We start from the raw sequence: 25,422 nt of genomic DNA on the forward strand, positions 1-25,422 counted from the left end.
CGAAAAGCAGCGACTAGGCTAGAGAGGTTTATGGGGTTCGCCCGACGACTTCTTGCTTATCTTTAACTTTATCATAGACGTGATGCCCTATTTGGTGGTGGTGGGCGGCGCCCACCACGTGTACCGCATGGACTTCGCTCAAATGCTGGATGCCCACATCGCGTCGGGCGCGGCGGCCACGGTCGCCGCCATCCGTCAGCCGATCTCGCTGGCCAACCAGTTCGGGGTGATCGAGGTCGACCCGGCTCGAACCGAACGCATCGCAGCCTTCCGCGAAAAGCCGAACGACCCGGTCGGCCTGCCGGACGCGCCCGACGAGGTGCTGGCATCCATGGGCAACTACGTCTTCGACGCGCAGGCGCTCATCGACGGAGTGCAGCGCGACGGCGAGCGGCCGGACTCCAACCACGACATGGGCGGCGACATCATCCCCGACTTCGTCTCGCGCGACGAGGCGGCCGTGTACGACTTCAAACGCAACGACGTTCCCGGCTCGACGGACCGCGACCGCTACTACTGGCGCGACGTGGGGACGATCGACTCCTTCTTCGAGGCGCACCAGGACCTCGTCTCCGCGTTGCCCATCTTCAACCTCTACAACGACGACTGGCCCATCTTCAGCCAGCAGCTCAACTCGCCGCCGGCAAAGCTGGTGCGCGACGTGCGCGGCGCGATCGGAACCACGATCGACTCGATCGTCTCGCTCGGCTCGGTGATCAGCGGTGCCCACCTGGAGCGCAGCGTGCTCGGCCCGTGGGCGAAGGTGGAGTCCGGCGCCCACGTCGTCGACTCGGTCATCTTCGACCGTGCCGTGATCGAGCCGAACGCGTTCGTCGGCCGGGCTATTCTCGACAAGGACGTCATCGTGAGCGAGGGGGCGAAGATCGGCGTCGACCCCGAGCGCGACCGCGCCCGCGGTTTCACGATCACACCGTCCGGCCTCACGGTCGTCGGCAAGGGAGTTCACGTCGTTCCATGAGCGCAGCCGAGTCCACGTCCGCCCGCTTTCTCGTGGTGCTCGATGTGGACTCCACGCTCATCCACGATGAGGTGATCGAACTCCTCGCCGAACACGCCGGCGCCGGTGAGCTGGTGGCGGGCATCACCGAGCGCGCCATGCGCGGTGAGCTCGACTTCGAGCAGAGCCTCCGGGAGCGCGTCGCCACGCTGCGCGGTCTCAGCGAGGATGTCTTCACGGATGTCGCGCGTCGCATCCGAGTCACCGACGGCGTTCCGGAACTGGTGGAAGCAGTGCACGCTGCCGGCGGGCTGGTGGGTGTTGTCTCCGGCGGGTTCCATGAACTGGTCGACGGGCTGGCCGAGCGGCTCGGGCTCGACAGGTGGCGTGCGAACCGGCTCGAGGTGGTGGACGGCATACTCACCGGCGCGGTCGACGGACCGGTGGTGGACGCGGCCGCGAAGGAGGCCGCGCTCACGGAGTGGGCGAAGGATGCCGGCGTGCCGGCTACCAGGACCGTCGCGATCGGAGACGGCGCGAACGACCTGCGCATGATGACGGCAGCCGCGCTGTCGGTGGCGTTCTGCGCCAAGCCGGCCGTACGGGCGGAGGCGAACGTCGCGGTGGACAGCCGCGACCTTTCGCAGGTGCTGCCGCTCCTCGGCCTTCGCGGCTAGATCTCTGCACCGCGATCGGTTGATCGCCCGTTAGCCGAGGCCAGAAGAACGGCCCACCGCAGGTATCCGGCTCGTCACCGGCGCTCGTCGGCCTCGTCAGGGCCTGCATTCTGCGACGTTGCGGCGGATTCAGCGGACTCGGGAGCATCCGTAGCGCGGGAATCCGTCTCCGCGTGTTCGTCTTCGCCGGCTCGAGAGCCGGAGGCGCCCAGCACCAGCACGTGCCCGTGCTGCGACGGGTGTTCCTCGATCGGCTTCTGCTGGTCATCCTCGTCGCTCGCGTCGAACGGGATGGGCGTTCCGGTCAGGGCGGGCTTCGGTGCGGCGCCCGGTTCGATGGCGGGGCCGGCTGGGCCCATCCATCGGCTCAACGACACGTAACCGTCGAGCGACTCGTCCTCGATCTCCTCGTCGGTGAACGCTTTGCGTGCCCGCTTGCGCACCCGTTCCGCCTCGCGCCGCTGCTCCTCCGGGTCGTCAGCGTTGAGCCTGCGGAACTCCCGCACCGCGGCGCGCCACAGCACGAAGAACCCGATCAACACGAACATGAGCCACTGGATCATGTACGAGTAGTGATATCCGACGCCCTCGGCAGGCGGCGTCGCCTGAATGCGCGCCAGCTCTTCCGCGGAGGATCGCGGCGACACGATCACTCCCCAAGCGGCGGAGTACACACGCTCGCCGACGACGGGTGCGAGCTCCGACAAATCGACGGACTCGATCTGATTCGCGTTCACTCCCCCTTCGCCGCGCTTGGCCTGACTGGCCTGCAGGCGGGCGACGAGGTCCACGGCCCCCGTCGGGGGCTGCGGTCTCGAGACCGGCTCCGCCCCGCTTCCGGATGCTGCGACCCACCCTCTGTCGACGAGGAACATCGCGCCCGACTCGAGCCGGAAGGCGGTGATCACATCGAACCCGGTCTCGCCGCTGCGCACGCTGTTTCGCAGGTAGTACTGGTGGCCGGCATCCCAGTGTCCGCGCATACTCACCGCGCGCCACACCTGGTTCGGCGAATACGACGTCAGCGTCGGGAGGGCGGTCGTCAGCGGAACGGTCTCCGCTGCGAAGTTGGCCGAGTACAGGTGGTTGTCGGCCGAGGCCTGCCGTCCGCGGTCGTACTGCCACAGCGCCAGGCCGCCGCAGATCAGGGCGAACACGACGGCCGCGGCGAAGTAGGCGATCCACCGTCCGGTGCGCAGGAACTGCCACCCGGTAAGCCCTTCGGTCACCGAGTCGTAGACGGCGGCGGGCTTCGCGACCGCCCCGGGAGCGACGGTGCGACGGGTCAGCTCGCTCGCCGTGCGTGCGACGGCGTCACCCGGATGCCTGTCGGTAGACGTGCTCGGTCCTCTCTCGTTCCCGGGTCGACGCTAGTCGGTGTTGCTGTGGGATGCCCTGGGCAGCGGGAGTGCGGCCACGCGGGCGAAGGGTGCGCGATCCCTAGTGGCCCATGCCCATGCCGCCGTCGATGGGGATGACGGCGCCGGTGATGAATCCGGCGTCGTCGGATGCAAGCCAGGCGACGGCCTTGGCGACCTCGGACGGATGCCCGAAGCGGCCGACCGGGATCGCCTTCCTGTAGTCGGCCTGCTGCTCCTCGGGCAGCGCCGCGGTCATGTCCGTCTCGATGAAGCCGGGAGCGACGACGTTCGTCGTGATTCCGCGTCCGCCGAGTTCGCGGGTGAGCGACCTGGCGAAGCCGACGAGGCCGGACTTCGAGGCCGCGTAGTTCACCTGGCCGGGCGAACCGTAGAGTCCCACGACGCTGGAGATGAGCACTATGCGGCCGAAGCGGGCTTTGAGCATCCCCTTCGACGCCCGCTTCACGACACGGAAGGCACCACCGAGATTCGTGTCGACGACCGCGTCGAAGTCGTCGTCGCTCATGCGCATCAGGAGGGTGTCGCGGGTGATGCCCGCGTTCGCCACGACCACCTCGACGGGGCCGAGCTCCGCCTCGACGGCGGTGAACGCCGCGTCGACCTGCTCGCTGTCCGTGACATCCGCGCGCACCGTGAGCGATCCGTCAGGTCCCTCGCCGCTACGGGCGGTCACCGCGACGCGGTGCCCCTGCGCGATGAACTCCTCGGCGATGGCGCGGCCGATGCCGCGATTCCCTCCAGTGACCAGCACGGTGCGGGGTGTCGTCATGGGCATTCCTCGTGGGTGTGGAGCGGATGCAAACGGGCTCCAGTCTACGAGGCCGTTGGGCCGGAATCCGCACGAGCGGAATCGGTCGAGAACCGTTCGGGCCGGGGCGCGGCACGTAGGCTGGAGGGGCGGGACGCGCCGGCGATCCGCTCCCCCAGGAGCCATGCGATGAAACATCAGTCGATCACGTCGTTGCCGCCGGCACCGGCGGCTGATCGGGGTCACCGCATGCTCGAGTACACGGTGATGATGTCGATCCGCGTGCTCTGCCTGGTCTCCTTGCTCTGGGTGCGTGGCTGGTGGATCCTCATCCCCGCGGCCGGCGCTGTCTTCCTGCCGTACTTCGCCGTCGTGGTGGCCAACGTGACGAGGGCGCGCACGTCCGCGCCGGAGCGACCGGGCAGCATCGTGCGCATGGACGGCGTTCCGGGCGCCGCCACCTGGGAGCAGACCGACGAGGAGGCGCCGCGGTCCTCGCCCGGCGAGGAGCAGGGGCAGGCGGAGCCGAGCGCGCCGACGCATCCCGAGGAGCAGGCGCATCCAGAGGAGCAGGCGCAGACCGGGACCACCGACCAGGGCCCGCCGACATGAGCCTGCTCGACGTGCTCGGCGGTGCTCCGGAGACCGCAATGTGCTCGCGCGCCGGTTGCCGTGAGCAGGCGACGTGGCGCATCGACTGGCGCAACCCGCGCATCCATGCCGAAGACCGCCGCAAGACCTGGCTGGCGTGCGACGAGCACGTCGAGTTCCTGCGTGGATTCCTCGCATCGCGAGACTTCCCGCTGACGGTGGAGTCGCTCATCCCATCGACCTGACGCGACCGGACCGCACTAGGCCAGCGCGATCAGATCCGCGTAGTCAGCGTTCCAGTGATCTTCGACGCCGTCCGGGAGGATGAGCACTCGCTCCGGGTTGAGCGCCTCGACTGCCCCCGGGTCATGCGAGACCAGCACGACTGCTCCCTCGTAGTGCGCGAGGGCATCCAGGATCTGCTCGCGACTGGCCGGGTCGAGGTTGTTGGTCGGCTCGTCGAGCAGCAGGACGTTGGCACCGGAGACCACGATCATCGCGAGCGCGAGCCGGGTCTTCTCGCCCCCGGAGAGAACGCCGGCCGGCTTGTGCACGTCATCGCCGGTGAATAGGAACGAGCCGAGCACCTTTCGCGCCTCGGTCTCCGTGAGGTTCGGCGAGCTGGAGACCATGTTCTGCAGAACAGTGCGGCCCACGTCGATCGTCTCGTGCTCCTGCGCGTAGTAGCCGATGCGCAGCCCATGTCCCGGCTCGATCGAACCGGTGTCGGGCACATCGATGCCGCCGAGGATGCGCAGCAGCGTCGTCTTGCCTGCCCCGTTCAGCCCGATCACGACCACCTTCGAGCCGCGGTCGATCGCGAGGTCCACCGCGGTGAAGATCTCCAGCGAGCCGTAGCTCTTCGACAGATCGGATGCCATCAGCGGGGTTCGTCCGCAGGCCGCCGGCGTCGGGAATCGCAGCTTCGCGACCCTGTCCTGCTGCCTGACCTCCTCCAGGCCGCTCAGCAGACGCTCAGCGCGCGCCACCATCTGGTGGGCGGCGGCGGCCTTCGTCGCCTTCGCACCGAACTTCGCGGCCTGAGCCTGCAGCGCTGAGGCCTTCTTCTCCGCGTTCGCCCGTTCCTTCTTGCGGCGCTCCTCGTCCGCCGCCCGCTGAGCCAGGTACGCCTTCCACCCCATGTTGTAGGTGTCGATGACCTGGCGGTTCGCATCCAGGTAGAAGACCTTGTTGACCGTCTCCCCCACGAGCTCGACGTCGTGGCTGATCACGATCAGCCCGCCCTTGTAGCTCTTCAGGAACTCGCGCAGCCAGACGACGGAGTCCGCGTCGAGGTGATTGGTGGGCTCGTCGAGGATCATGGTGTCGGCATCCGAGAACAGGATGCGCGCAAGCTCGATGCGGCGGCGTTGGCCGCCGGACAGCGTCCGCAGCGGCTGGTCCAGGATGCGGTCGGGCAGCGAGAGATTGTGCGCGATCGACGCCGCCTCGGCCTCCGCCGCGTAGCCGCCCTGCGCCTCGAATCGCTCGGTGAGGCTCGCGTAGCGGCGCATCGCCTTGTCCGCTGCAGCTTGGTCGTCCGATCCCATGTTCATCGACGCCTCGTGCATGCCGAGCGCGAGCGTGCCGAGCCCTCTCGCGTCGAGGATGCGCGTGCGCGCCAGCATGTCGGGGTCGCCTGTGCGAGGGTCCTGCGGCAGGTATCCGATGTCGTCCGACCGCTCGACGCGGCCATCGGTGGGCAGCAGGTCGCCGGCGAGCACCTTGGTGAGGGTGGTCTTTCCGGCCCCGTTGCGCCCCACGAGACCGATCTTGTCCCCCGCGGCCACACGGAACGTCACGCCCGACATCAGGGTGCGCGCGCCGACGCGGATCTCGAGGTCGTGCACGGCGAGCACAGGCGTGGTCCAGTTCTGTCGGAGTGAAGGATGGCGCGCGAAAGCGCCATACGAGTTTAGTCGGGCGGCTGGATGCCGAGAACGCAGTCGAAGAACCCGCTAAATGGCGAAGCCAAGCGCTCGCATCATGTCGCGGCCGTCTTCGGTGATGCGCTCGGGGCCCCACGGCGGCATCCACACCCAGTTGATGCGGAAGCGCTCTACGATGCCGTCGAGGGACTCGGCGGTCTGCTCCTCGAGCACGTCGGTGAGTGGGCATCCAGCGCTGGTGAGCGTCATGGAGATGACGAGCGCATCGTTCTCGTCATCCCAGGACAGGTCGTAGATGAGCCCGAGGTCGACGACGTTCACGCCGAGCTCCGGGTCCATCACGTCCTTCAGCGCCTCTTCGACCTGGTCGTAGAGTGCGGGAGCGAGGGTGGAGGGCATATGAATCAGCCTACGCTCGCGGCCTGATCGTCGGTCAGGACGGCATCCGTGTCTTCTTCGCCCTCTGAGACGAAGCGCACGTAGCCCTCCTCCTCCAGCTGCTCGGCGAGCTCGGGGCCGCCTTCCTCTGCGACGCGTCCCGCGACGAACACGTGCACGAAGTCCGGCTTGATGTAGCGCAGGATACGGGTGTAGTGCGTGATCAGCAGAACACCGAGGTTGGTGTTGTCGTGTGCCCGGTTGACGCCCTCTGAGACGATCTTGAGCGCGTCGATGTCGAGGCCGGAGTCGGTCTCGTCGAGCACCGCGAACTTCGGCTTCAGCAGCTCGAGCTGCAGGATCTCGTTGCGCTTCTTCTCACCGCCGGAGAAGCCCTCGTTGACGTTGCGGGAGGCGAACGAGGCATCCATCTTGAGGTTGGCCATGGCCGTCTTGACGTCCTTGGTCCACGTGCGGATGCTCGGAGCCTCGCCGTCGATCGCGGTCTTGGCGGTGCGCAGGAAGTTCGTGTTCGTCACACCGGGGATCTCCACCGGGTACTGCATCGCGAGGAACAGGCCGGCCCGTGCGCGCTCGTCGGCGGTCATCGAGAGAACGTCGACGCCGTCGAGCTCGATGCTGCCGCGGGTGACGGTGTACTTCGGGTAACCGGCGATCGTGTACGCCAGGGTCGACTTGCCGGAGCCGTTCGGGCCCATGATGGCGTGGATCTCACCGGTGTTGATGGTGAGGTCGACGCCGCGGAGGATCTCCTTGGTGCCCTGGTCTGTCTCGACGGTGACGTGCAGGTCGCGGATTGCGAGTGTTGACATGGATCAGATGGCTTTCGTGATGGTCGGGTCGATGAAGATGTCTCCGTCGACGAGCTCGACGGTGAAAACAGGGACCGGCTCGTAGGCCGGGAGGTTCAGCGGCTGTCCGGTGAGCAGAGAGAACTGCGAGCCGTGCGCCCAGCACTCGATCGCCTCGCCCTCGATGAAGCCCTCGGACAGCGAGATGTCGCCGTGCGTGCAGGTGTCGCCGATGGCGTGGATGTCGCCGGCCGAGTCCTTCACGAGCGCGATCGGCACACCGCCGACCACGACGCGCTTCGCCTGGTTCTCGACGAGCTCTGACGCGCCGCAGACGCGCTCGGCGCTCATCGGGCATCCCCCGCAACGCCGCCGGAGAGCTCGGTCTCGATCGCTGCCTGCAGGTGCTCCTCGAGCTCAGGCGAACCGATCTGCTGAACGATCTCGACGAGGAACCCCCGCACGACGAGACGACGCGCCTCGTCCTCCGTGATGCCGCGCGACTGCAGATAGAACAGCTGCTCATCGTCGAACCGGCCGGTCGCGCTGGCGTGTCCGGCCCCGACGATGTCGCCGATCTCGATCTCGAGGTTCGGCACCGAGTCGGCGCGCGCCCCGTCGGTGAGAACGAGGTTGCGGTTCTGCTCGTAGCTGTCGGTGCCGACCGCCTTCTGGCCGATCAGCACATCGCCGATCCAGACCGTCTGGGCGGATGACCCCTGCAGGGCACCCTTGTACGTCACGCGGCTGCGCTGGTGCTGCTCGTCGTGGAAGACATACACCTGATGCTCGATGTACTGACCGGCATCCGCGAAGTACGCGCCGTACGCCTCGATCTCGGCTCCCGGTCCCGTGAGGTGCACTGCCGGGTTCAGGCGGATGAACGCACCGCCGAGCGAGACGACCACGTGCTTGAGCAGCGCGTCGCGGCCGACCGACGCGAAGTGCGTCGAGACGTGCCTGGAGGCATCCGTCCACTCCTGCACGCTCACCAGGGTGAGTCTCGCGCCCTGGTCGAGGATCACCTCGACGTTCTCGGTGAGGCTGGCGTCTCCGGTGTTGCGCAGCAGCAGCGTGGCCGTGCTGCCCGCGGTGGCGTGGATGACGGTGTGCGCCGCGCGGTCGGATGTTCCGAGCGCGGAGCGCGTCAGGCTGGCCTCCCCCGCATCGCCGGACACGGTGACGAGCAGCGCTTCGCCGAAGGATGTCCACGCTGCAGCGGATGCCTTCTCCTCCGGCACGCCCGCCGTGCCGATGAGCGCGTGGTCGCGAGCGACCCACTCGGCGGTCACACCGCCGGCGGCGTACTCCGAGGTACGCAGGTCGTAGTCGTACCTGGAGCCGTCGAGGCCTGCCTCGAACAGCTCTGCGATGCGTGCGACCGGCGTGTAGCGCCAGGTCGCCTCACGGCCGGTGACGGAGTCGAAGTCGGCGACGTCGGTGGACTTGAAGCGCTCGGATCGGGTCTGGACGGGAACGAAGGCTGGTTCGGTCTCGATGATCGTCATTCCTCAGCCCACGCTGCCTTCCATGCCCATCTCGATGAGCTTGTTGAGTTCGAGCGCGTACTCCATCGGGAGCTCCCGCGCGATCGGTTCGATGAACCCGCGCACGATCATGGCCATCGCCTCGTCTTCGGGGAGGCCTCGGCTCATCAGGTAGAAGAGCTGCTCCTCGCTCACGCGGGAGACGGTCGCCTCGTGTCCGAGCTGCACGTCGTCGACCCGGATGTCGATGGCCGGGTACGTGTCGCTGCGCGAGATGGTGTCGACCAGCAGCGCGTCGCACCGCACGGTGTTGGCGGCGTGGTGGGCATCCTTCTCCACCCGCACCTCTCCGCGGTACCCTGCACGTCCGCCGCCCCTGGCGATCGACTTGGAGACGATCGATGACTGCGTGTACGGCGCCATGTGGATCATCTTGGCGCCGGCATCCTGGTGCTGGCCGGGGCCGGCGAACGCCACGGAGAGCGTCTCGCCCTTGGCGTGCTCCCCCGCCAGGTAGATGGACGGGTACTTCATGGTCACCTTGGACCCGATGTTGCCGTCGATCCACTCCATGGTGGCGCCCTCGTGAGCGATGGCGCGCTTGGTGACCAGGTTGTAGACGTTGTTCGACCAGTTCTGAATCGTCGTGTAGCGGGCACGGGCGCCCTTCTTCACGATGATCTCGACGACCGCGGAGTGCAGCGAGTCGGACTTGTAGATCGGGGCGGTGCAGCCCTCGATGTAGTGCACGTAGCTGTCTTCGTCGGCGATGATGAGCGTGCGCTCGAACTGGCCCATGTTCTCCGTGTTGATGCGGAAGTAGGCCTGCAGCGGGATGTCGACGTGCACGCCCTTAGGCACGTACACGAACGATCCGCCCGACCAGACGGCCGTGTTGAGCGAGGCGAACTTGTTGTCGCCGGCCGGGATCACGGTGCCGAAGTACTCCTCGAAGAACTCGGGGTGCTCGCGCAGTGCGGTGTCGGTGTCGAGGAAGATCACGCCCTGGCTCTCGAGGTCCTCGCGGATCTGGTGATACACCACCTCTGACTCGTACTGTGCAGCCACGCCGGCGACGAGGCGCTGGCGCTCCGCCTCGGGGATGCCGAGCTTCTCGTACGTGTTCCGAATGTCTTCGGGCAGGTCCTCCCAGCTCTGGGCCTGCTTCTCCGTGGAGCGCACGAAGTACTTGATGTTGTCGAAGTCGATCTCGGAGAGGTCGGCTCCCCACGTCGGCATCGGTTTGCGCTGGAAGAGCTGGAGCGCCTTCAGACGGCGCTGGAGCATCCATTCCGGCTCGTTCTTGAGGGCGGAGATGTCGCGGACCACCTGATCGGAGAGACCGCGTCGGGCACTGGCCCCCGCCTCGTCTGAATCGGCCCAGCCGAACTCGTACTGGCCGAGGCCGGCGAGTTCGGGACGGTCGATGAGAACGTCTGACATTGTGATTACCTCGTTTTCCTGCCGCCCGTGACCGGCTTCAGACCGGCTCCCACCTACGTGTTCGTGTCATCGCGGGTCGGTGACACCGAGGCAGGATTGTGCGGATGGCTTGCGAGTGCGAACGGTGCACTCCTGAACCAGTCGATTCTACAGGGCGGCCCCGTGCCCGGGCCGAATATGCGCCGGATGCTCAGCGGATGCCGCGGGTCGGACCGGCCCTGTGGCGATCAGTCGCCGCGCGCACCGTAAGCGGCCGCGATCTCCTGTGGGGACGTCCATCTGCTGTAGGTCGGCGACTGCGGCCAGCCCTCTGGCGAGTCCTGCCACTCCTCCTGCCGGCCGTACGGCAGCAGGTCGATCAGCGGGAACGTGTGGCTGAGCTGTTCGACTCCACGCCCGCTCGTGTGCCAGGTGCGGTAGACGGCGTCGCCGTCGCGGAGGAACACGTTGACGGCGAACCCACCACCGGCCGGCGCACCCACGTCGGCGCCGAACGGGCTGTTCGCCGTGGAATACCAGTCGAAGCGATTGCCCACCTTGCGCTTGTACGCGAGCGCCTCATCGATCGGTCCCTGCGTCACGATCACGAACCGCGCGTCGTACGGCTCAAGGAACTCGAATCGCGTGAACTGGGCGGTGAAGCCGGTGCAGCCGGGGCACTGCCACTCCTCGCCGTCGAACCACATGTGGTTGTACACGATGAGCTGGCTTCTGCCCTCGAAGACGTCGACCAGTCGCACGGGGCCGTTCTCGCCCTCCAGCGTGTAGTCGGGCATCCGCACCATGGGCAGACGCCTGCGCTGCGCGGCGATCGCGTCCAACTCCCTCGTCGCCGCCTTCTCACGGATGCGCAACGCTTCGAGTTCGCGTTGCCAGGTCTCGTGGTCGGCGACGGGCGGTAATGCGGTCATGAGGTCTCTCCCACCGGTTCACTGTGTCGTAGTCGCTCATGGCCACGTTAGGCGCGGCCTGCGACAAAGGCCACAGTGGGCGCAGATCCTGCAGTCGCCGAAGGGATCTGGCGCCGTCGAAGGGAGCGGGATCAGCGATCGGCGAGCGAGCCGGCGATCCCACCGACCGAGAAGTAGCGGTTGAGCAGCCCGAAGATGAGCAGAGGCGGGATCACGATGACCAGCACGAGCCCGGGAGTGCGAGCGGCCTGCAGTCCGATCGGCAGCGTGTAGAGCGCGTTCGACTTGATGAACACGAGTGCGACCAGGTAGTCGTTCCAGGTGAGCAGGAAGCAGTAGATCGCGGTGGAGACGATGCCTGGCCAGCAGCTGGGCAGCACGACCCGCACGAAGGAGCCGAGCACGCTGCATCCGTCGAGCCAGGCCGATTCCTCGAGACGCACGGGCACCGCGTCGATCGCGGCGGTGAGCATCCACACCGCCACCGCGACCGAGAGGCCGATGTAGATGATCGTGAGACCACCGAGCGAGTCGACAAGACCCGCTCCGGCGAACAGCACGAAGAGCGGGATGACCAGCACGACGACCGGGAGCGACTGCACGACGAACAGCACGAGCGAGAAGGCGGCGACGAGCCTGCCGCGTCCCCGCGAAAGGGCGTAGGCGGCGGGTGCGGCGATCACGATCGCGACGGCGGTCGTCGTCGCCACGAGCAGGCTGTTGCCGAGCCAGGTCAGCGCCGGCGTGAAGGTGAAGGTCGCGATGATGCCCGCCAGCGGACCGCCGCCTCCCTGTCGGCCGCCGGGAGCACCGGGCAGGAATGCCGCAGTGAGAACGGGCCAGAGCGGTACGGTGACCAGTGCGCAGATGACGGCGATCGCGACGAGGCGGGCCGCAGAGGAGGCCGCGGAGCGCGCCCTGCGGCGCACCGACGCGGCCGGCACTCAGTTCGCCCGTTCGGGCAGCGGCTCGGCGTTCGTCGCATGATCCGCGTCCGAGGTCGCATCGGCCGCTGCCATGTGCACGCTCGGGAACAGCCCGGGGTTGACGTCGAGCAGCACGCGGAGCACACCGACCCAGACCAGCGCTGCAAGCAGCAGGTGGATCGCCACGAGCAGCGAGGGAAGCGCGGTCAACGACTGCGCGAGCCCGACGGCCGCCTGCACGATGACGACCGCGATGAACGTCGCCGTCCGGCGCAACGGGATGACGGCGTGCGAATGCCACAGCACGACGCCGAGCACGATCGCGACCACGAGCGTGAGAGTTCCGAGCACGCCGTGCACGATCGTGATGTCGATCCAGTCGAATGCCATGCGCGGCACCTCGACGGTGTCGCCGGAGTGCGGCCCGGACCCCGAGACCAGTGTGCCGATCACGATCAGCACCGCGGTCAGTGCCGCGAGCACCCAGCTGAGAACGCGGGCAGGCGGCGTGATGCGGGAAAGCGCATCCTTCGAGACGGCCGCCTCGTGCACACGATGCCACGTGAGCGTCGTCGTGGTGAGAAGACCCATCGCCATCACGAAGTGGAACGCGACGACGTACGGGTTGAGACCGGTCCACACACTGACCCCGCCCGCCACCGCGTTGACCAGGACGAGCCAGAACTGCGACCAGGCGAGCCGGGTGATGCTGCGGACCCGCGGCTTCTGCAACCGGGCGGCGATAATCACCCACGCGACCGCGATGCACAGCACGACCGTGAGCATGCGGTTCGAGAACTCGATGACGGCATGAATGCCCATGGCCGGAGTGGGCGTCAGCGACGTCGTGTCGCAGGTCGGCCAGGTCGGGCATCCGAGTCCCGACCCGGTCACGCGCACGATGCCGCCGCCGAGCACGATGAGCACGCTGACGACGAGGGACGCGGTGGATGCCCAGCGCAGCGATCGGGGCGAGAGCGTGTAGCGGTCGGCGAGCCAGCCGAGCGGGGTGATGATTCTCACGATCAGAACGGCAGAAGCGGGTCGATGGCGATCGCGAGGAACAGCACCGACAGGTACGTGATGGAGCCGTGGAACACACGCATGGGCGACGGGTTCTCGTGCCGGATGGCCAGCGAGTAGAGGCGGTGTGTCTCGTAGATGAACCAGACGCCCGCCGCCAGCGCGGTCAGCGTGTAGACGACACCCATGTGCGCCACAGGCACGAGGAGCAGGGAGCAGGCGACGGTCGCCCACGCGTACAGGATGACCTGCAGCCCGACGACGGCGCGGCCACGGGTCACGCCGAGCATCGGGACGCCGACGGACTTGTAGTCGTCGCGATACCGCATCGAAAGCGGCCAGTAGTGCGGAGGCGTCCACAGGAAGACGACGCCGAAGAGGATGAACGGTGCCCAGTCCAGCGACCCCGTCACCGCGGCCCACCCGATGAGCACGGGGAAGCATCCCGCGATGCCGCCCCAGATGATGTTCTGCTGGGTGCGGCGCTTCAGCCACAGCGTGTAGACGAACACGTAGAACAGGATCGCCACGACCGACAGCAGTGAGGCCAGCCAGTTCGTCGTGAAGTAGAGCCACGCGGTCGAGGCAACGGCGAGCGCCCAGGAGAAGACGTACGCCTCGCGCGGAGTCAGCTCCCCCGTGACCAGAGGACGGTTCTTCGTGCGCCGCATGATCTTGTCGATGTCGCGGTCGATGTAGCAGTTGAACGCGGCCGCGGAGCCAGCGCTCATCGCACCGCCGATCACTGTCGCGGCTACCAGCCAGAGGTTCGGCACGCCGCCTGCCGCGAGGAACATCACCGGGATCGTGGTGACGAGCAGCAGCTCCATCACCCGCGGTTTGGTGAGGGAGACGTAGGCGGCGGACTTTCGCCGGAACCCGATCCTGGCCGGTGCTGTCCGGCTCGTGGCGGCTACGTCCATCGCTCCTCAATCACGTCGACACTCAACGTCCAATCCTAGGTCATGGCGCGGGTGCTCATCCCCGGCGTCACACTCGTTCACACGGGCGCCGGGTTTTGTCGGGTGCCCACAGCGCAGGGCCTCCTCAGCCCGCTGGAAACTGGCAATCTCCCTATACTTGGGTGTGCTCGCCTATCGATGCGCGCGCACTACCTCTCACCGGTGCGGGTCCGTTCGACGGGCCCCTCGTTCGCACCGACGAATAAAGAAGGGTCAGTCTCAAGTGGCAGCACTGCAATGGGATCCCATTGACAACAAGGCCGTCGACACCGCCCGCGTCCTCGCAGCGGATGCCGTCGAGAAGGTGGGAAACGGGCATCCCGGCACCGCCATGAGCCTGGCACCGGCCGCGTATCTGCTGTTCCAGCGCGTGATGCGTCGTGATCCGAGAGACCAGCACTGGCTGGGTCGCGACCGCTTCGTGCTCTCCGCCGGTCACACCTCGCTCACGCAGTACGTGCAGCTCTACCTCGGCGGATACGGGCTCGAGCTCGATGACCTGAAGGCGCTGCGCACCTGGGGTTCGCTGACGCCGGGTCACCCCGAGTACCGTCACACGGACGGCATCGAGATCACCACCGGTCCGCTCGGCCAGGGACTCTCCTCCGCCGTCGGCTTCGCCTACGCTTCGCGATTCGAGCGCGGCCTGTTCGACCCGGATGCTGCACCTGGCACCAGCCCGTTCGACCACTTCGTCTATGTGATCGCCAGTGACGGCGACATGGAGGAAGGCGTCACGAGCGAGGCATCCTCGCTCGCCGGTCACCAGGAGCTCGGCAACCTCGTCGTGCTGTACGACAGCAACCAGATCTCCATCGAAGACGACACGAACATCGCGTTCACCGAAGACGTGAAGGCCCGCTACGAGGCCTATCACTGGCATGTGCAGGTGGTCGACTGGAAGAAGACCGGCCAGTACGTCGAAGACGTTCAGGAGCTCTTCGACGCCATCGAAGAGGCCAAGGCCGTCACCGACAGGCCGTCGCTGATCGTGCTGAAGACCATCATCGGCTGGCCCAGCCCGAAGAAGCAGAACACGGGCAAGATCCACGGCTCTGCTCTCGGTGGCGACGAGCTGCGTGCCGTCAAGGAGGTGCTCGGTTTCGACCCCGAGCTCACCTTCCAGGTCTCCGACGAGGTCATCGAGCACACTCGCAAGGCGATCGAGCGCGGTGCGCAGGAGCGCGCCGAGTGGCAGGTCGGGTTCGACGCCTGGGCCGAGGCGAACCCCGAGCGCAAGGCGCTGCTCGACCGGCTGCTGACCGGCGATCTCCCCGACGGCGTCGAGGCGGCCCTTCCGGTGTTCGAGCCCGGCAAGGATGTCTCCACGCGCGCCGCGAGCGGCAAGGTGCTGAACGCGATCGCGCCGATCGTGCCGGAGCTGTGGGGAGGCTCGGCCGACCTCGCCGAGTCGAACAACACGACGATCGAGTCGGGTGCGTCGTTCGTGCCGAGCGAGCGCTCCACGCACGAGTGGGCGGGCAACCCATACGGCCGCGTGCTGCACTTCGGCATCCGCGAGCATGCCATGGCGGCCATCCTGAACGGCATCGTGCTGCACGGCCCGACCCGTCCGTTCGGCGGCACCTTCCTGATCTTCAGCGACTACCAGCGTCCCGCGCTGCGTCTGGCCGCGCTGATGAGCGTGCCGTCCATCTTCGTCTGGACACACGACTCCGTCGCCCTCGGCGAGGACGGCCCGACCCACCAGCCGATCGAGCAGCTGGAGACGCTGCGCGCCATCCCGAACTTCACGCTGGTGCGTCCCGGCGACGCCAACGAGGTCGCGTACGCGTGGCTCGAGCTGCTCAAGCGTCGCGGCGGCCCGATGGGCATCGCGCTGACCAGGCAGAACATCCCGGTGTTCGAGCGCGGCGATGGCGAGGCGTCCGGTGACACGTTCGCCTCCGCGGCGAACGTCGCCAAGGGCGGATACGTGCTGGCTGAGGCGCCGGGCGGTACACCCGACGTGATCATCATCGCGACCGGCTCAGAGGTGCAGCTGGCTGTCGACGCCCGGGAGAGGCTGAAGGCCGACGGAGTGAACGCACGCGTCGTCTCGATGCCCAGCCAGGAGTGGTTCCAGGAGCAGAGCGCTGAGTACCGGGAGTCGGTGCTGCCGGCATCCGTCACCGCCCGCGTCTCCGTGGAGGCCGGTCGCGCGCTCACCTGGCTGCCGTACATCGGCGACAAGGGCCGCAGCGTGTCGATCGAGCACTTCGGCGCATCCGCCGACTACAAGACGCTGTTCCAGAAGTTCGGCATCACCGCCGACGCCGTCGTGAATGCCGCCAAGGAGACGATCGCCGCCCAGTAGGCGCGGTCGGGCGAGCGAAAGAACCGCAAGAGAAGAAGAGGCGAGAAGAATGACCGAATCCAGCACAGCACGGCTTGCCGCCGAGGGCGTGAGCATCTGGCTCGACGACCTGTCCCGCGACCTGATCAACTCGGGCGGACTGCAGAGGCTGATCGACACCCGCAACGTGGTCGGCGTCACCTCCAACCCGACGATCTTCGCCACGGCCCTCTCCAAGGGCAACGCGTACGACGAGCAGGTGCGCCAGCTCGCTGCAGAGGGCAAGGACGTGCACGAGGCCGTCTTCGAGATCACCACGACGGATGTGCGCAACGCCGCCGACGTGTTCGCTCCCGTCTACGAGGCATCCGGCGGAGTGGACGGCCGGGTCTCGATCGAGGTTGAGCCGGGTCTTGCGCACGACGCGGAAGGCACCATCGCCCAGGCCAAGCAGCTTTGGGAGAAGGTCAGCAAGCCGAACGCGATGATCAAGATCCCCGCGACGGTCGAGGGTCTCGAGGCCATCGCCGCTGCCACGGCCGCCGGCATCAGCGTGAACGTCACGCTGATCTTCAGCCTCGAGCGCTACCGGCAGGTGATCAACGCCTACCTGAGCGGTCTCGAGCAGGCGAAGTCCGCCGGAATCGACCTGTCGACCATCCGCTCGGTCGCCTCGTTCTTCGTGTCCAGGGTGGACACCGAGATCGACAAGAGGCTCAGCGCGATCGGCACCGACGAGGCCGAGGCGCTCAAGGGCAAGGCGGCCGTCGCCAATGCGCGACTGGCGTACCAGGTGTTCGAGCAGGCGTTCGACTCGGAGCGCGCGAAGGTGCTGCTGGCGGCGGGAGCCAACAAGCAGCGGCCGCTGTGGGCATCCACCGGTGTGAAGGACCCGTCGTACCCCGACACGCTGTACGTCACGACGCTGGTCGCGCCGGACGAGGTCAACACCATGCCGGAGAAGACGCTGGAGGCCACGTTCGACCATGGCGAGATCACCGGCAACACGATCGCCGGCACGTACGACGAGTCGAACGACGTGCTGAACAAGATCGCGGCACTCGGCATCTCGTACGACGACGTCACGCAGACGCTCGAAGACGAGGGCGTCGAGAAGTTCGACGTGTCGTGGGCTCAGCTGCTCGACACGGTCACCGCGGCGCTCGAGCAGGCGGGCGCGGCGGAGACCGTGCGGTGAGTTTCAAGATCCACGTCTCGGGCGACGCGGAAGCGGCGGTCAGATCGACCGTGCCCGGCCTGGTGAACGACCTGGTGGCCTCCGGGATCACCGCCCAGGATCCGGCACTCTGGGGACCGGACGCGGAGGCCGAGGCGGGCATCCGCCTCGGCTGGACGGAGGCCGTCGCGATCTCCCGTCCGCTCGTTCCGCAGATCGTGGAGCTGCGCGAGAGGTTCCTCGCGGCCGGCATCGACCACTTCGTGCTGAGCGGCATGGGAGGCTCGTCGCTCGCCCCCGAGGTGATCACGCGTACCGGCAACCTTGAGCTGACCATCCTGGACACGACCGATCCCGGACACGTGCTCGATGCCGTGAACGACCGGCTGAGCACGACCGTGCTCGTCGTGTCGTCGAAGTCGGGCTCCACCGTGGAGACCGACAGCCACCGTCGCACCTACGAGAAGGCATTCCGGGATGCCGGCATCGATCCCGCCGAGCGCATCGTCGTGGTCACCGACCCTGGATCTCCGCTCGATGTGTCGGCACGAGAGGCCGGATACGCGGTGTTCAACGCAGACCCGAACGTCGGCGGCCGCTACTCGGCGCTGACGGCGTTCGGCCTCGTTCCCGCCGGCCTCGCGGGCTTCGACATCGAGGAACTGCTCGAAGAGGCGGAGACCATCGCGCTGGAGCTCGCGATCGATGACGAGACGAATCCGGGCCTGATCCTGGGTGCCGCGATCGCCGGCTCGAAGCCGCTGCGCGACAAACTGGGCATCGTCTCCGACGGGACGCACATCGTCGGCTTCGCGGACTGGGCCGAGCAGCTCATCGCCGAGTCGACCGGCAAGGAGGGCAAGGGCCTTCTGCCCGTCGTGCTCGATGTGGTCTCCCCCGAGCTGTCGGAGGGCCTGGCCGATCTGCAGGTCGTGCGGCTGGTCGACAACGCCGCGGCTCACCACCTCTTCCCCGCCGATCGTCACCGTGGCGAGATCCTGGTCTCCGGTTCGCTCGGCGCCATGTTCCTGGTGTGGGAGTACGCGGTAGCCGTGGCCGGGCGACTGCTCGGCATCGATCCGTTCGACCAGCCCGACGTCGAGTCCGCCAAGAAGGCGGCACGCGGCCTGCTGGATGCCCGCCCCGAGCCGACGGAACCTGCTTTCGTGGACGCCGGCATCGAGGTGCGCGGCGATCCGGCCGTGCTTCGCGGTGCGACGACGGTCGGCGCCGCCATCAGCGCGCTGCTTCAGCAGCTGCCCGCGGACGGGTACGTCGCCGTCCAGGCGTATGTGAACCGGGTGGCGCTGCCGCAGCTGGCGGGCATCCGCGACCTGCTGGCAGCGCGGGCGAAGCGCCCCGTCACGTTCGGCTGGGGACCGCGCTTCCTGCACTCGACGGGTCAGTTCCACAAGGGCGGACCGGCGGTCGGAGTCTTCCTGCAGATCCTGTCCCGCGAGTCGGTCGACCTCCAGGTGCCCGACCGCCCGTTCACGTTCGGCCAACTGATCCAGGCACGGGCCGACGGGGATGCCGCAGTGCTTGCACAGCACGGACGTCCCGTTCTCACCATCACCCTCACCGACCCCACCACGAACGTCGAGACGCTGTTCGGCGACGTGGACGACTGAACCGACACGAGGAGATCCATGTCACCGGTGGAGATCACCGCGGATCACAATCCGCTCCGGGTGCCGGAGGACCGCCGGCTCAACCGCATCGCCGGCCCGAGCAGCCTCATCATCTTCGGCGTGACGGGCGACCTGTCCCGCAAGAAGCTGATGCCCGCCGTTTACGACCTCGCCAACCGAGGGCTGCTTCCGCCCGGCTTCGCGCTGGTCGGATTCGCCCGGCGCGACTGGGCGGACCAGGACTTCGAGAAGGTCGTCTACGACGCCGTGAAGCAGTACGCCCGCACCGAGTTCCGCGACGAGGTGTGGCGCCAGCTGGCTCAGGGCATCCGCTTCGTCCCCGGCGAGTTCGACGACGACGCCGCGTTCGAGCGGCTCAAGCAGACCGTCGAGGCCCTCGATCGCGAGCGCGGAACGATGGGCAACCACGCGTTCTACCTGTCGATCCCGCCGAAGGCGTTCCCGCTCGTCACCGAGCAGCTGCGTCGCTCCGGACTGGCCGAGCAGTCGAAGGGATGGCGCCGGGTCGTCATCGAGAAGCCGTTCGGCTCCGATCTGAAGACGGCGCGCGAGCTCAACAAGGTGGTCGAGTCGGTGTTCCCGCCCGACGCCGTATTCCGCATCGACCACTACCTCGGCAAGGAGACGGTGCAGAACATCCTGGCGCTGCGCTTCGCCAATGAGCTCTACGAGCCGATCTGGAACGCGAACTACGTGGACCACGTGCAGATCACGATGGCCGAGGACATCGGCGTCGGCGGCCGTGCCGGCTATTACGACGGCATCGGCGCGGCGCGCGACGTCATCCAGAACCACCTGCTGCAGCTGCTCGCCCTGACGGCGATGGAGGAGCCGGTGTCGTTCGACGCCGCCGACTTGCGGGCCGAGAAGGAGAAGGTGCTCAAGGCCGTTCGGCTGCCGAAGGACCTGGCGACCGCGACCGCACGCGGGCAGTACTCGGGCGGATGGCAGGGCGGCGAGAAGGTCGTCGGCTTCCTCGAGGAAGACGGGATGAACCCGCACTCCACTACCGAGACGTACGCCGCCATCAAGCTCCAGATCGGGACCCGCCGATGGGCAGGGGTTCCGTTCTATCTGCGGGCGGGCAAGCGCCTCGGCCGCAGGGTCACCGAGATCGCGGTGGTGTTCAAGCGCGCCCCGCAGCAGCTCTTCGCCGAGTCGCAGACCAGCGCGCTCGGCCAGAACGCCCTGGTCATCCGGGTGCAGCCTGACGAGGGCGTGACGATCCGATTCGGCTCCAAGGTTCCTGGCGCCGGCATGCAGGTGCGCGACGTGAGCATGGACTTCGGCTACGGCCACGCGTTCACCGAGGCCAGCCCCGAGGCGTACGAGCGCCTCATCCTCGACGTGCTTCTCGGCGACCCGCCGCTGTTCCCGCGTCACGAAGAGGTCGAGCTGTCGTGGAAGATCCTGGACCCGATCGAGGAGTTCTGGGCATCGCACGGCGTACCGGAGCAGTACCGTCCGGGAACCTGGGGCCCGGCATCCGCTGACGAACTACTCGCCCGCGACGGGCGGACCTGGAGGCGCCCATGATCGTCGATCTGCCCGACACGACCAGCAGCAACGTGTCGAAGACCCTCATCAAGATCCGCGAGGAGGGCGGAGCGGTCGCGCTCGGCCGCGTTCTCACCCTGATCATCGCCACCCGGCTCGGCCAGGAGGAAGAGGTCATCGAGGCGGCGAACGAGGCATCCCGCGAGCATCCGATGCGCGTCATCGTCGTCTCGACCGCCGACCCGGATCATCCGCACGCGGATGCCGCGAGCAGGCTGGATGCGCAGATCCGCGTCGGAGGCGACGCCGGTGCGAGCGAGGTCATCGTGCTACGCGCCTACGGCGAGACCGCCAGTGACGAAGAAGGCCTTGTGACGGCGCTGCTGCTGCCCGACGCCCCTGTCGTCGTGTGGTGGCCGGGGACGGCGCCCGACGTGGTGTCCACGTCGGCGCTCGGCCGCATCGCCACGTGCCGCATCACGGATTCGTCGTCGGCAGGCGACCCGCACGAGGCGCTGCTGCACCTTGCAGAGACGTACGCGCCTGGCGACACCGACTTCGCGTGGACCAGGCTCACGCTGTGGCGGGCCCAGCTCGCCGCCGCGCTCGACCAGCCGCCGTACGAGGCCGTCGAGTCGGTCGAGGTGTCAGGTGCGCCCGACTCCCCGTCGACGGTGCTGCTGGCCGCGTGGCTGCGACTGCAGCTGGATGCTCCTGTGCAGCACGACCTGACGGCGCGGCAGCGCGGACTGAGCGGCATCCACGGGGTGCAGCTGCGCCGCGCGTCGGGCACGATCGAGCTGGTGCGCGACATCCCGGATGTCGCGACGCTGAGCCAGCCCGGCGAGCCGACGCACGATCTCGCCCTCCCCCGGCGCAACCTGCGCGACTGCCTCGCGGAGGAGCTGCGCAGACTCGACCCGGACGAGCTGTACGGCAGGGTCCTCACCAAGGGCCTCCCGTTGCTGGAGGCAGAGGAGCAGGAAGCGGCGGCACGATGACCGGCGAACGCCGCGTGCTCGTCCATCCCGACCGGGACGCCCTGGTCTCGGCCGTGGCGGCTCGCTTCCTCTCGAAGACCGCAGACCTCGTCGCCGACCGGGGCAAGGCCCACGTGTGCCTCACCGGCGGAAGCGTGGGCATCGGAGTGCTCGCCGCCGTCGGCGACTCCGCGACGCGCGACTCGGTCGACTGGTCGAGGGTGCACGTCTGGTGGGGTGACGAGCGCTGGGTTCCCGCCGATTCCGAGGATCGCAACGACAAGCAGGCGAGGGACGCGCTCCTCGACCGCCTCGAGATTCCGGCGGAGAACGTGCACGCATTCCCGGCATCCGATTCCAGTCTCGGGCTGGACGAGGCCGCGGACGCTTATGCGCGCGAGCTGGCACGGTACTCGAAGAAGGGCCTGCCGTATCCGCGCTTCGACATCACGTTCCTGGGCGTCGGGCCGGACGGACACATCGCCTCGTTGTTCCCCGACCGCTCGGGCATCCGCGAGACGGAGCGCAGTGTCATCGCCGTGCGCGACTCCCCCAAGCCGCCCTCTGAGCGACTCAGCCTCACCAGACCCGTGCTGAACTCGTCGGCACGCATCTGGCTCGTGCTCGCCGGCGCGGACAAGGCATCCGCTCTCGGACTCGCGTTGGCCGGTGCCAGCTACACGGAGGTGCCCGCTGCAGGCGCGAAGGGCCGCAAGCGCACGGTCTTCTTCGTCGACCAGGATGCCTCCGCCGAGGTCCCGGAGAGCCTCATCGCACAGGAATACTGAACGGCCCAGGAATACCGAGAGGCGAGGTCAGAGCGCGGTCGTGCGTTCAGCCCTCGCCTCTCAGCCGATCACGTATCCGATCGCTCAGCGCGGATGCCGTTCGATCAGTTCGTGGGCGTGAGCCTGCCGCGACGCTCGCGGAGCTGCTTCAGCGCCTCGTCGAGGAGCTGCTCCGCCTCTTCCTCGGTGCGGCGTTCCTTGACGTAGGCGAGGTGCGTCTTGTACGGCTCGAGCTTGGCCATCGCCGGAGGGTTCTCCTTGTCCCGGCCCGCCGGTAGACCCGACGTCGGGCAGTCGATGATGTCGGGGATCTCCTCGTCGGGAAGGTTCGCCGCGAAGTAGCGGACGGTCTCGTTGCCGAGCGCGTCCCAGTACTGCACGGCGATTCGCTCCGCGTGGAAGCCGTGGTCCTGCTCGCCCATCGGGCCCGATCCGACCCGGGACCCCCTGATCGCGCTGCCGCCAGCTGACATGAATCCTCCTTGATCGCGCGAAAGGTAACGACGGATGCGTCGCTACGCGCTGAACTTCGTGATGAGCCCCAGCACGACGATGCAGGCGAACCAGACCAGCCCGAGGATGACCGTGATGCGGTTGAGGTTGCGCTCAGCCACACCGGAGGCTCCGAGGTTTGAGGTCATTCCACCGCCGAACATGTCGGACAGACCGCCCCCGCGCCCCTTGTGCAGCAGGATGAGGAGGGTCAGCAGGAGGCTCGTGATGCCGAGCAGCACCTGGAGAACGACCGTGAGAATCTGCACGAGTGAAGGGCCTTTCGGGTTGCGGGACCGAGGATCAGTATATCGATTTCCTCAAACCCCGACGTGCTTCTGGTAGCGCACGATCGCCGAGAAACCTTCCACGTCGAGGCTCGCGCCGCCGACGAGCGCGCCGTCGACATCCGGCTGGCGCATGAATCCCGCGATGTTGTCCGACTTCACGGAGCCGCCGTAGAGGATGCGCGTCGCCTTCGCGGTCTCCTCGCCGAGCCGTTCGGAGATGGCGGCACGGAGAGCAGATGCGACCTGCTGCGCCTGCTCAGGCGTCGCCGCCTGCCCCGACCCGATCGCCCAGACCGGCTCGTATGCCACGACGAAGTCGGTGCCCTTCGGCAGCGACTCCAGCACGGCGTTCAGCTGCGCGACCGGTACGGCACTGGCGCCGTGCGTCTCGAGGTCCTCGGCTGTCTCGCCGACGCAGATCATGGGGATCAGTCCTGCGCCGAGCGCCGCAGTGGTCTTCGCCGCGACGACCTCGTCCGTCTCGCCGTGAAGCGTGCGCCGCTCGGAGTGGCCGATGACCACGTAGGTGCAGTCCAGCTTTGCCAGGAACTCCGCAGCGATCTCTCCGGTGAACGCCCCAGGAGCGTGCCGGCTGACATCCTGCGCCCCGTACACGATCGGCAGCTTGTCCGCCGAGACCAGGGTCTGCACGCTGCGCAGGTCGGTGAACGGCGGGAAGACGGCGACCTCGACCGCACCGAAGTCGTGGCGGGCATCCTTCAGGCTCCACGCCAGCTTCTGCACGAACGCGATGGACTGCAGGTGGTCGAGGTTCATCTTCCAGTTGCCCGCGATGAGCGGAACGCGTGCGCCCTGCGGCTGGCCGCCGCCCCGAACGGTGGTCACGCCTGCCATCCCAGCACCTCCAGTCCTGGCAGCGACTTGCCCTCGAGGAACTCGAGGCTCGCTCCCCCGCCGGTCGAGATGTGACCGAACTGATCGTCGTCGAATCCGAGTGCGCGAACGGCCGCGGCGGAGTCTCCGCCGCCGACGACGCTGAGTCCGCGCGTCTCAGTGAGCGCCTGGGCGACAGCGCGGGTGCCGTCCGCGAACGGCGTCAGTTCGAACACGCCCATCGGGCCGTTCCAGAACACAGTGACCGACTCGCGGATGATCTCGGCGAACTTCGCCGCCGTCTCCGGGCCGATGTCGAGACCGAGGCCGGACGCGCCCCACGGTGTGTCCTCGATGCCGGCGATCGGGCGCACCTCGTGCTGGGCGTCCGCACCGAACTTCGACGCGACGACGATGTCGGTGGGCAGGATGAGTTCGACACCGAGCTCCTGCGCCTTCTCCAGGTAGCCGCGCACGGTTTCCAGCTGGTCCTCCTCGAGGAGGCTGGACCCGACCTTGTAGCCCTGCGCCGCGAGGAACGTGAACAGCATGCCGCCGCCGATGAGCAGTGTGTTCACGCGCGGCAGCAGGTGCCCGATCACGCCGAGCTTGTCGGAGACCTTCGAACCGCCCAGCACCACCGTGTACGGCCGCTCCGGGCTGTCCGTGAGGCGCTCCAGCACGTCGAGCTCGGTCGCGATGAGCAGGCCGGCCGCGCTCGGAAGCGCTTTGGCGAGCTCGTAGACGCTCGCCTGCTTGCGGTGAACGACGCCGAAGCCGTCGGAGACGAACGTGTCGCCGAACTCCGCGAGCTTCGCGGCGAATGCGGCACGCTCATCCTCTGACTTGCTCGTCTCCTCCGGGTTGAAGCGGAGGTTCTCGAGCACCGCGACGTCTCCGTCGGCGAGTGAGGCGACGGCATCCTTCGCCGACTCGCCCACCGTGTCGGTGGCGAAGCGCACCGGCTTGCCCAGCAGCTCGCCCAGTCGACGAGCGACCGGCGCGAGGCTGTACTCCGGGTCGGGAGCGCCGTCCGGGCGTCCGAGGTGCGAGATCACGACGATGCGTGCGCCCTGCTCGATGAGGGCGTTCAGGGTGGGCAGCGACGCGCGGACGCGGCCGTCGTCGGTGATCTCCCCATCCTTCAGCGGGACGTTGAGATCACAGCGGACGATGACCGTGCGACCGGCGAGCGCACCCAGTGAGTCGAGAGTGCGGAGCGTCAATCG

General features: G+C 67.7%; 25 protein-coding genes and 1 pseudogene. 10 read left to right on the forward strand and 16 right to left on the reverse strand.

Going from position 1 to position 25,422, the window contains the following annotated elements; all coding sequences use genetic code 11:
• Nucleotides 1–34: 34 nt before the first annotated feature.
• Together ACTHNC_RS03610 and serB are read left to right on the forward strand one after the other, a co-directional pair.
• Nucleotides 35–979 (forward strand): annotated as a pseudogene (locus ACTHNC_RS03610) (sugar phosphate nucleotidyltransferase); the annotation flags it as partial.
• On the forward strand, nucleotides 976–1,635 hold the full coding sequence (gene serB / locus ACTHNC_RS03615; RefSeq protein WP_440293230.1) for a phosphoserine phosphatase SerB: 660 nt from the start codon (nucleotides 976–978) through the stop codon (nucleotides 1,633–1,635). The pseudogene ACTHNC_RS03610 and the gene serB, both read left to right, overlap by 4 nt.
• A gap of 74 nt (nucleotides 1,636–1,709) precedes the next feature.
• On the opposite strand, the gene ACTHNC_RS03620 is transcribed toward serB, so the two are convergent.
• Both ACTHNC_RS03620 and fabG read right to left on the reverse strand, forming a co-directional pair.
• A complete protein-coding gene (locus tag ACTHNC_RS03620) occupies nucleotides 1,710–2,864 on the reverse strand; it encodes an SURF1 family protein (RefSeq protein ID WP_440293231.1) in 1,155 nt (384 codons plus the stop codon).
• A gap of 211 nt (nucleotides 2,865–3,075) precedes the next feature.
• A complete protein-coding gene (gene fabG, locus ACTHNC_RS03625; protein WP_440293232.1) occupies nucleotides 3,076–3,786 on the reverse strand; it encodes a 3-oxoacyl-[acyl-carrier-protein] reductase in 711 nt (236 codons plus the stop codon).
• 168 nt (nucleotides 3,787–3,954) lie between these two features.
• Between fabG and ACTHNC_RS03630 the strand changes: the two genes are divergently transcribed.
• Both ACTHNC_RS03630 and ACTHNC_RS03635 read left to right on the forward strand, forming a co-directional pair.
• Nucleotides 3,955–4,377 (forward strand): DUF3099 domain-containing protein, encoded by a 423-nt coding sequence (locus ACTHNC_RS03630; protein WP_440293233.1) that lies wholly within the window; start codon nucleotides 3,955–3,957, stop codon nucleotides 4,375–4,377.
• A complete protein-coding gene (locus tag ACTHNC_RS03635; RefSeq protein WP_440293234.1) occupies nucleotides 4,374–4,601 on the forward strand; it encodes a hypothetical protein in 228 nt (75 codons plus the stop codon). The genes ACTHNC_RS03630 and ACTHNC_RS03635 overlap by 4 nt, the downstream gene beginning before the upstream one ends.
• Before the next feature lie 15 nt (nucleotides 4,602–4,616).
• On the opposite strand, the gene ACTHNC_RS03640 is transcribed toward ACTHNC_RS03635, so the two are convergent.
• The 10 genes from ACTHNC_RS03640 to ACTHNC_RS03685 form a co-directional block, all read right to left on the reverse strand.
• The gene (locus ACTHNC_RS03640; RefSeq protein ID WP_440293235.1) at nucleotides 4,617–6,215 is read right to left on the reverse strand and encodes an ABC-F family ATP-binding cassette domain-containing protein; all 1,599 of its coding nucleotides are present in this window, start codon (nucleotides 6,213–6,215) and stop codon (nucleotides 4,617–4,619) included.
• Nucleotides 6,216–6,314: 99 nt separating this feature from the next.
• Entirely contained in the window at nucleotides 6,315–6,644 is a 330-nt protein-coding gene (locus ACTHNC_RS03645) for a metal-sulfur cluster assembly factor (protein WP_440293236.1), read from the reverse strand.
• Between the two features lie 5 nt (nucleotides 6,645–6,649).
• Nucleotides 6,650–7,456 carry a Fe-S cluster assembly ATPase SufC gene (gene sufC, locus ACTHNC_RS03650; protein ID WP_440293237.1) on the reverse strand — a complete coding sequence of 269 codons (807 nt, stop codon included), beginning with the start codon at nucleotides 7,454–7,456 and terminating at the stop codon, nucleotides 6,650–6,652.
• Between the two features lie 3 nt (nucleotides 7,457–7,459).
• On the reverse strand, nucleotides 7,460–7,786 hold the full coding sequence (locus ACTHNC_RS03655; RefSeq protein ID WP_440293238.1) for a non-heme iron oxygenase ferredoxin subunit: 327 nt from the start codon (nucleotides 7,784–7,786) through the stop codon (nucleotides 7,460–7,462).
• Nucleotides 7,783–8,943, reverse strand: coding sequence for a Fe-S cluster assembly protein SufD (gene sufD / locus ACTHNC_RS03660; RefSeq protein WP_440293239.1), 1,161 nt, complete (start codon nucleotides 8,941–8,943; stop codon nucleotides 7,783–7,785). Before sufD ends, ACTHNC_RS03655 begins: the two co-directional genes overlap by 4 nt.
• Nucleotides 8,944–8,946: 3 nt before the next feature.
• The gene (sufB, locus tag ACTHNC_RS03665; protein ID WP_440293240.1) at nucleotides 8,947–10,365 is read right to left on the reverse strand and encodes a Fe-S cluster assembly protein SufB; all 1,419 of its coding nucleotides are present in this window, start codon (nucleotides 10,363–10,365) and stop codon (nucleotides 8,947–8,949) included.
• Nucleotides 10,366–10,592: 227 nt separating this feature from the next.
• On the reverse strand, nucleotides 10,593–11,276 hold the full coding sequence (locus tag ACTHNC_RS03670) for a DUF899 domain-containing protein (protein ID WP_440293241.1): 684 nt from the start codon (nucleotides 11,274–11,276) through the stop codon (nucleotides 10,593–10,595).
• Between the two features lie 131 nt (nucleotides 11,277–11,407).
• Nucleotides 11,408–12,220, reverse strand: coding sequence for a carbohydrate ABC transporter permease (locus ACTHNC_RS03675; protein WP_440293242.1), 813 nt, complete (start codon nucleotides 12,218–12,220; stop codon nucleotides 11,408–11,410).
• Nucleotides 12,221–13,225: a COX15/CtaA family protein gene (locus tag ACTHNC_RS03680; RefSeq protein WP_440293243.1), complete on the reverse strand. Its 1,005-nt coding sequence runs from the start codon at nucleotides 13,223–13,225 to the stop codon at nucleotides 12,221–12,223.
• Nucleotides 13,226–13,227: 2 nt separating this feature from the next.
• A complete protein-coding gene (locus ACTHNC_RS03685; protein WP_440293244.1) occupies nucleotides 13,228–14,148 on the reverse strand; it encodes a heme o synthase in 921 nt (306 codons plus the stop codon).
• A 262-nt stretch (nucleotides 14,149–14,410) separates the two neighbouring features.
• Between ACTHNC_RS03685 and tkt the strand changes: the two genes are divergently transcribed.
• Genes tkt through pgl form a run of 6 tightly spaced genes read left to right on the forward strand, consistent with a single transcriptional unit; the run spans nucleotide 14,411 to nucleotide 22,577 of the window.
• Nucleotides 14,411–16,504 carry a transketolase gene (gene tkt, locus ACTHNC_RS03690; protein ID WP_440293245.1) on the forward strand — a complete coding sequence of 698 codons (2,094 nt, stop codon included), beginning with the start codon at nucleotides 14,411–14,413 and terminating at the stop codon, nucleotides 16,502–16,504.
• A 49-nt stretch (nucleotides 16,505–16,553) separates the two neighbouring features.
• Complete coding sequence (tal, locus tag ACTHNC_RS03695) at nucleotides 16,554–17,681, forward strand: transaldolase (RefSeq protein WP_440293246.1); 1,128 nt, start codon at nucleotides 16,554–16,556, stop codon at nucleotides 17,679–17,681.
• Nucleotides 17,678–19,291 (forward strand): glucose-6-phosphate isomerase, encoded by a 1,614-nt coding sequence (locus ACTHNC_RS03700; protein WP_440293247.1) that lies wholly within the window; start codon nucleotides 17,678–17,680, stop codon nucleotides 19,289–19,291. The genes tal and ACTHNC_RS03700 overlap by 4 nt, the downstream gene beginning before the upstream one ends.
• Before the next feature lie 18 nt (nucleotides 19,292–19,309).
• On the forward strand, nucleotides 19,310–20,848 hold the full coding sequence (gene zwf / locus ACTHNC_RS03705; protein WP_440293248.1) for a glucose-6-phosphate dehydrogenase: 1,539 nt from the start codon (nucleotides 19,310–19,312) through the stop codon (nucleotides 20,846–20,848).
• Nucleotides 20,845–21,810 (forward strand): glucose-6-phosphate dehydrogenase assembly protein OpcA, encoded by a 966-nt coding sequence (locus ACTHNC_RS03710; protein WP_440293249.1) that lies wholly within the window; start codon nucleotides 20,845–20,847, stop codon nucleotides 21,808–21,810. Before zwf ends, ACTHNC_RS03710 begins: the two co-directional genes overlap by 4 nt.
• The gene (gene pgl, locus ACTHNC_RS03715; RefSeq protein WP_440293250.1) at nucleotides 21,807–22,577 is read left to right on the forward strand and encodes a 6-phosphogluconolactonase; all 771 of its coding nucleotides are present in this window, start codon (nucleotides 21,807–21,809) and stop codon (nucleotides 22,575–22,577) included. The genes ACTHNC_RS03710 and pgl overlap by 4 nt, the downstream gene beginning before the upstream one ends.
• A gap of 104 nt (nucleotides 22,578–22,681) precedes the next feature.
• Here pgl and ACTHNC_RS03720 read toward each other — a convergent pair whose 3' ends face one another.
• The 4 genes from ACTHNC_RS03720 to ACTHNC_RS03735 form a co-directional block, all read right to left on the reverse strand.
• Nucleotides 22,682–23,050, reverse strand: a complete 369-nt coding sequence (locus ACTHNC_RS03720) for an RNA polymerase-binding protein RbpA (protein WP_440293251.1) — start codon at nucleotides 23,048–23,050, stop codon at nucleotides 22,682–22,684.
• A gap of 42 nt (nucleotides 23,051–23,092) precedes the next feature.
• Nucleotides 23,093–23,338, reverse strand: a complete 246-nt coding sequence (gene secG, locus ACTHNC_RS03725; RefSeq protein WP_440293252.1) for a preprotein translocase subunit SecG — start codon at nucleotides 23,336–23,338, stop codon at nucleotides 23,093–23,095.
• Between the two features lie 51 nt (nucleotides 23,339–23,389).
• Nucleotides 23,390–24,136 (reverse strand): triose-phosphate isomerase, encoded by a 747-nt coding sequence (gene tpiA, locus ACTHNC_RS03730; protein WP_440293388.1) that lies wholly within the window; start codon nucleotides 24,134–24,136, stop codon nucleotides 23,390–23,392.
• A 65-nt stretch (nucleotides 24,137–24,201) separates the two neighbouring features.
• Nucleotides 24,202–25,419 carry a phosphoglycerate kinase gene (locus tag ACTHNC_RS03735; protein ID WP_440293253.1) on the reverse strand — a complete coding sequence of 406 codons (1,218 nt, stop codon included), beginning with the start codon at nucleotides 25,417–25,419 and terminating at the stop codon, nucleotides 24,202–24,204.
• Nucleotides 25,420–25,422 lie beyond the last annotated feature (3 nt).

Source organism: Humibacter sp., from assembly GCF_051954055.1.
Classification (GTDB): domain Bacteria; phylum Actinomycetota; class Actinomycetes; order Actinomycetales; family Microbacteriaceae; genus Humibacter.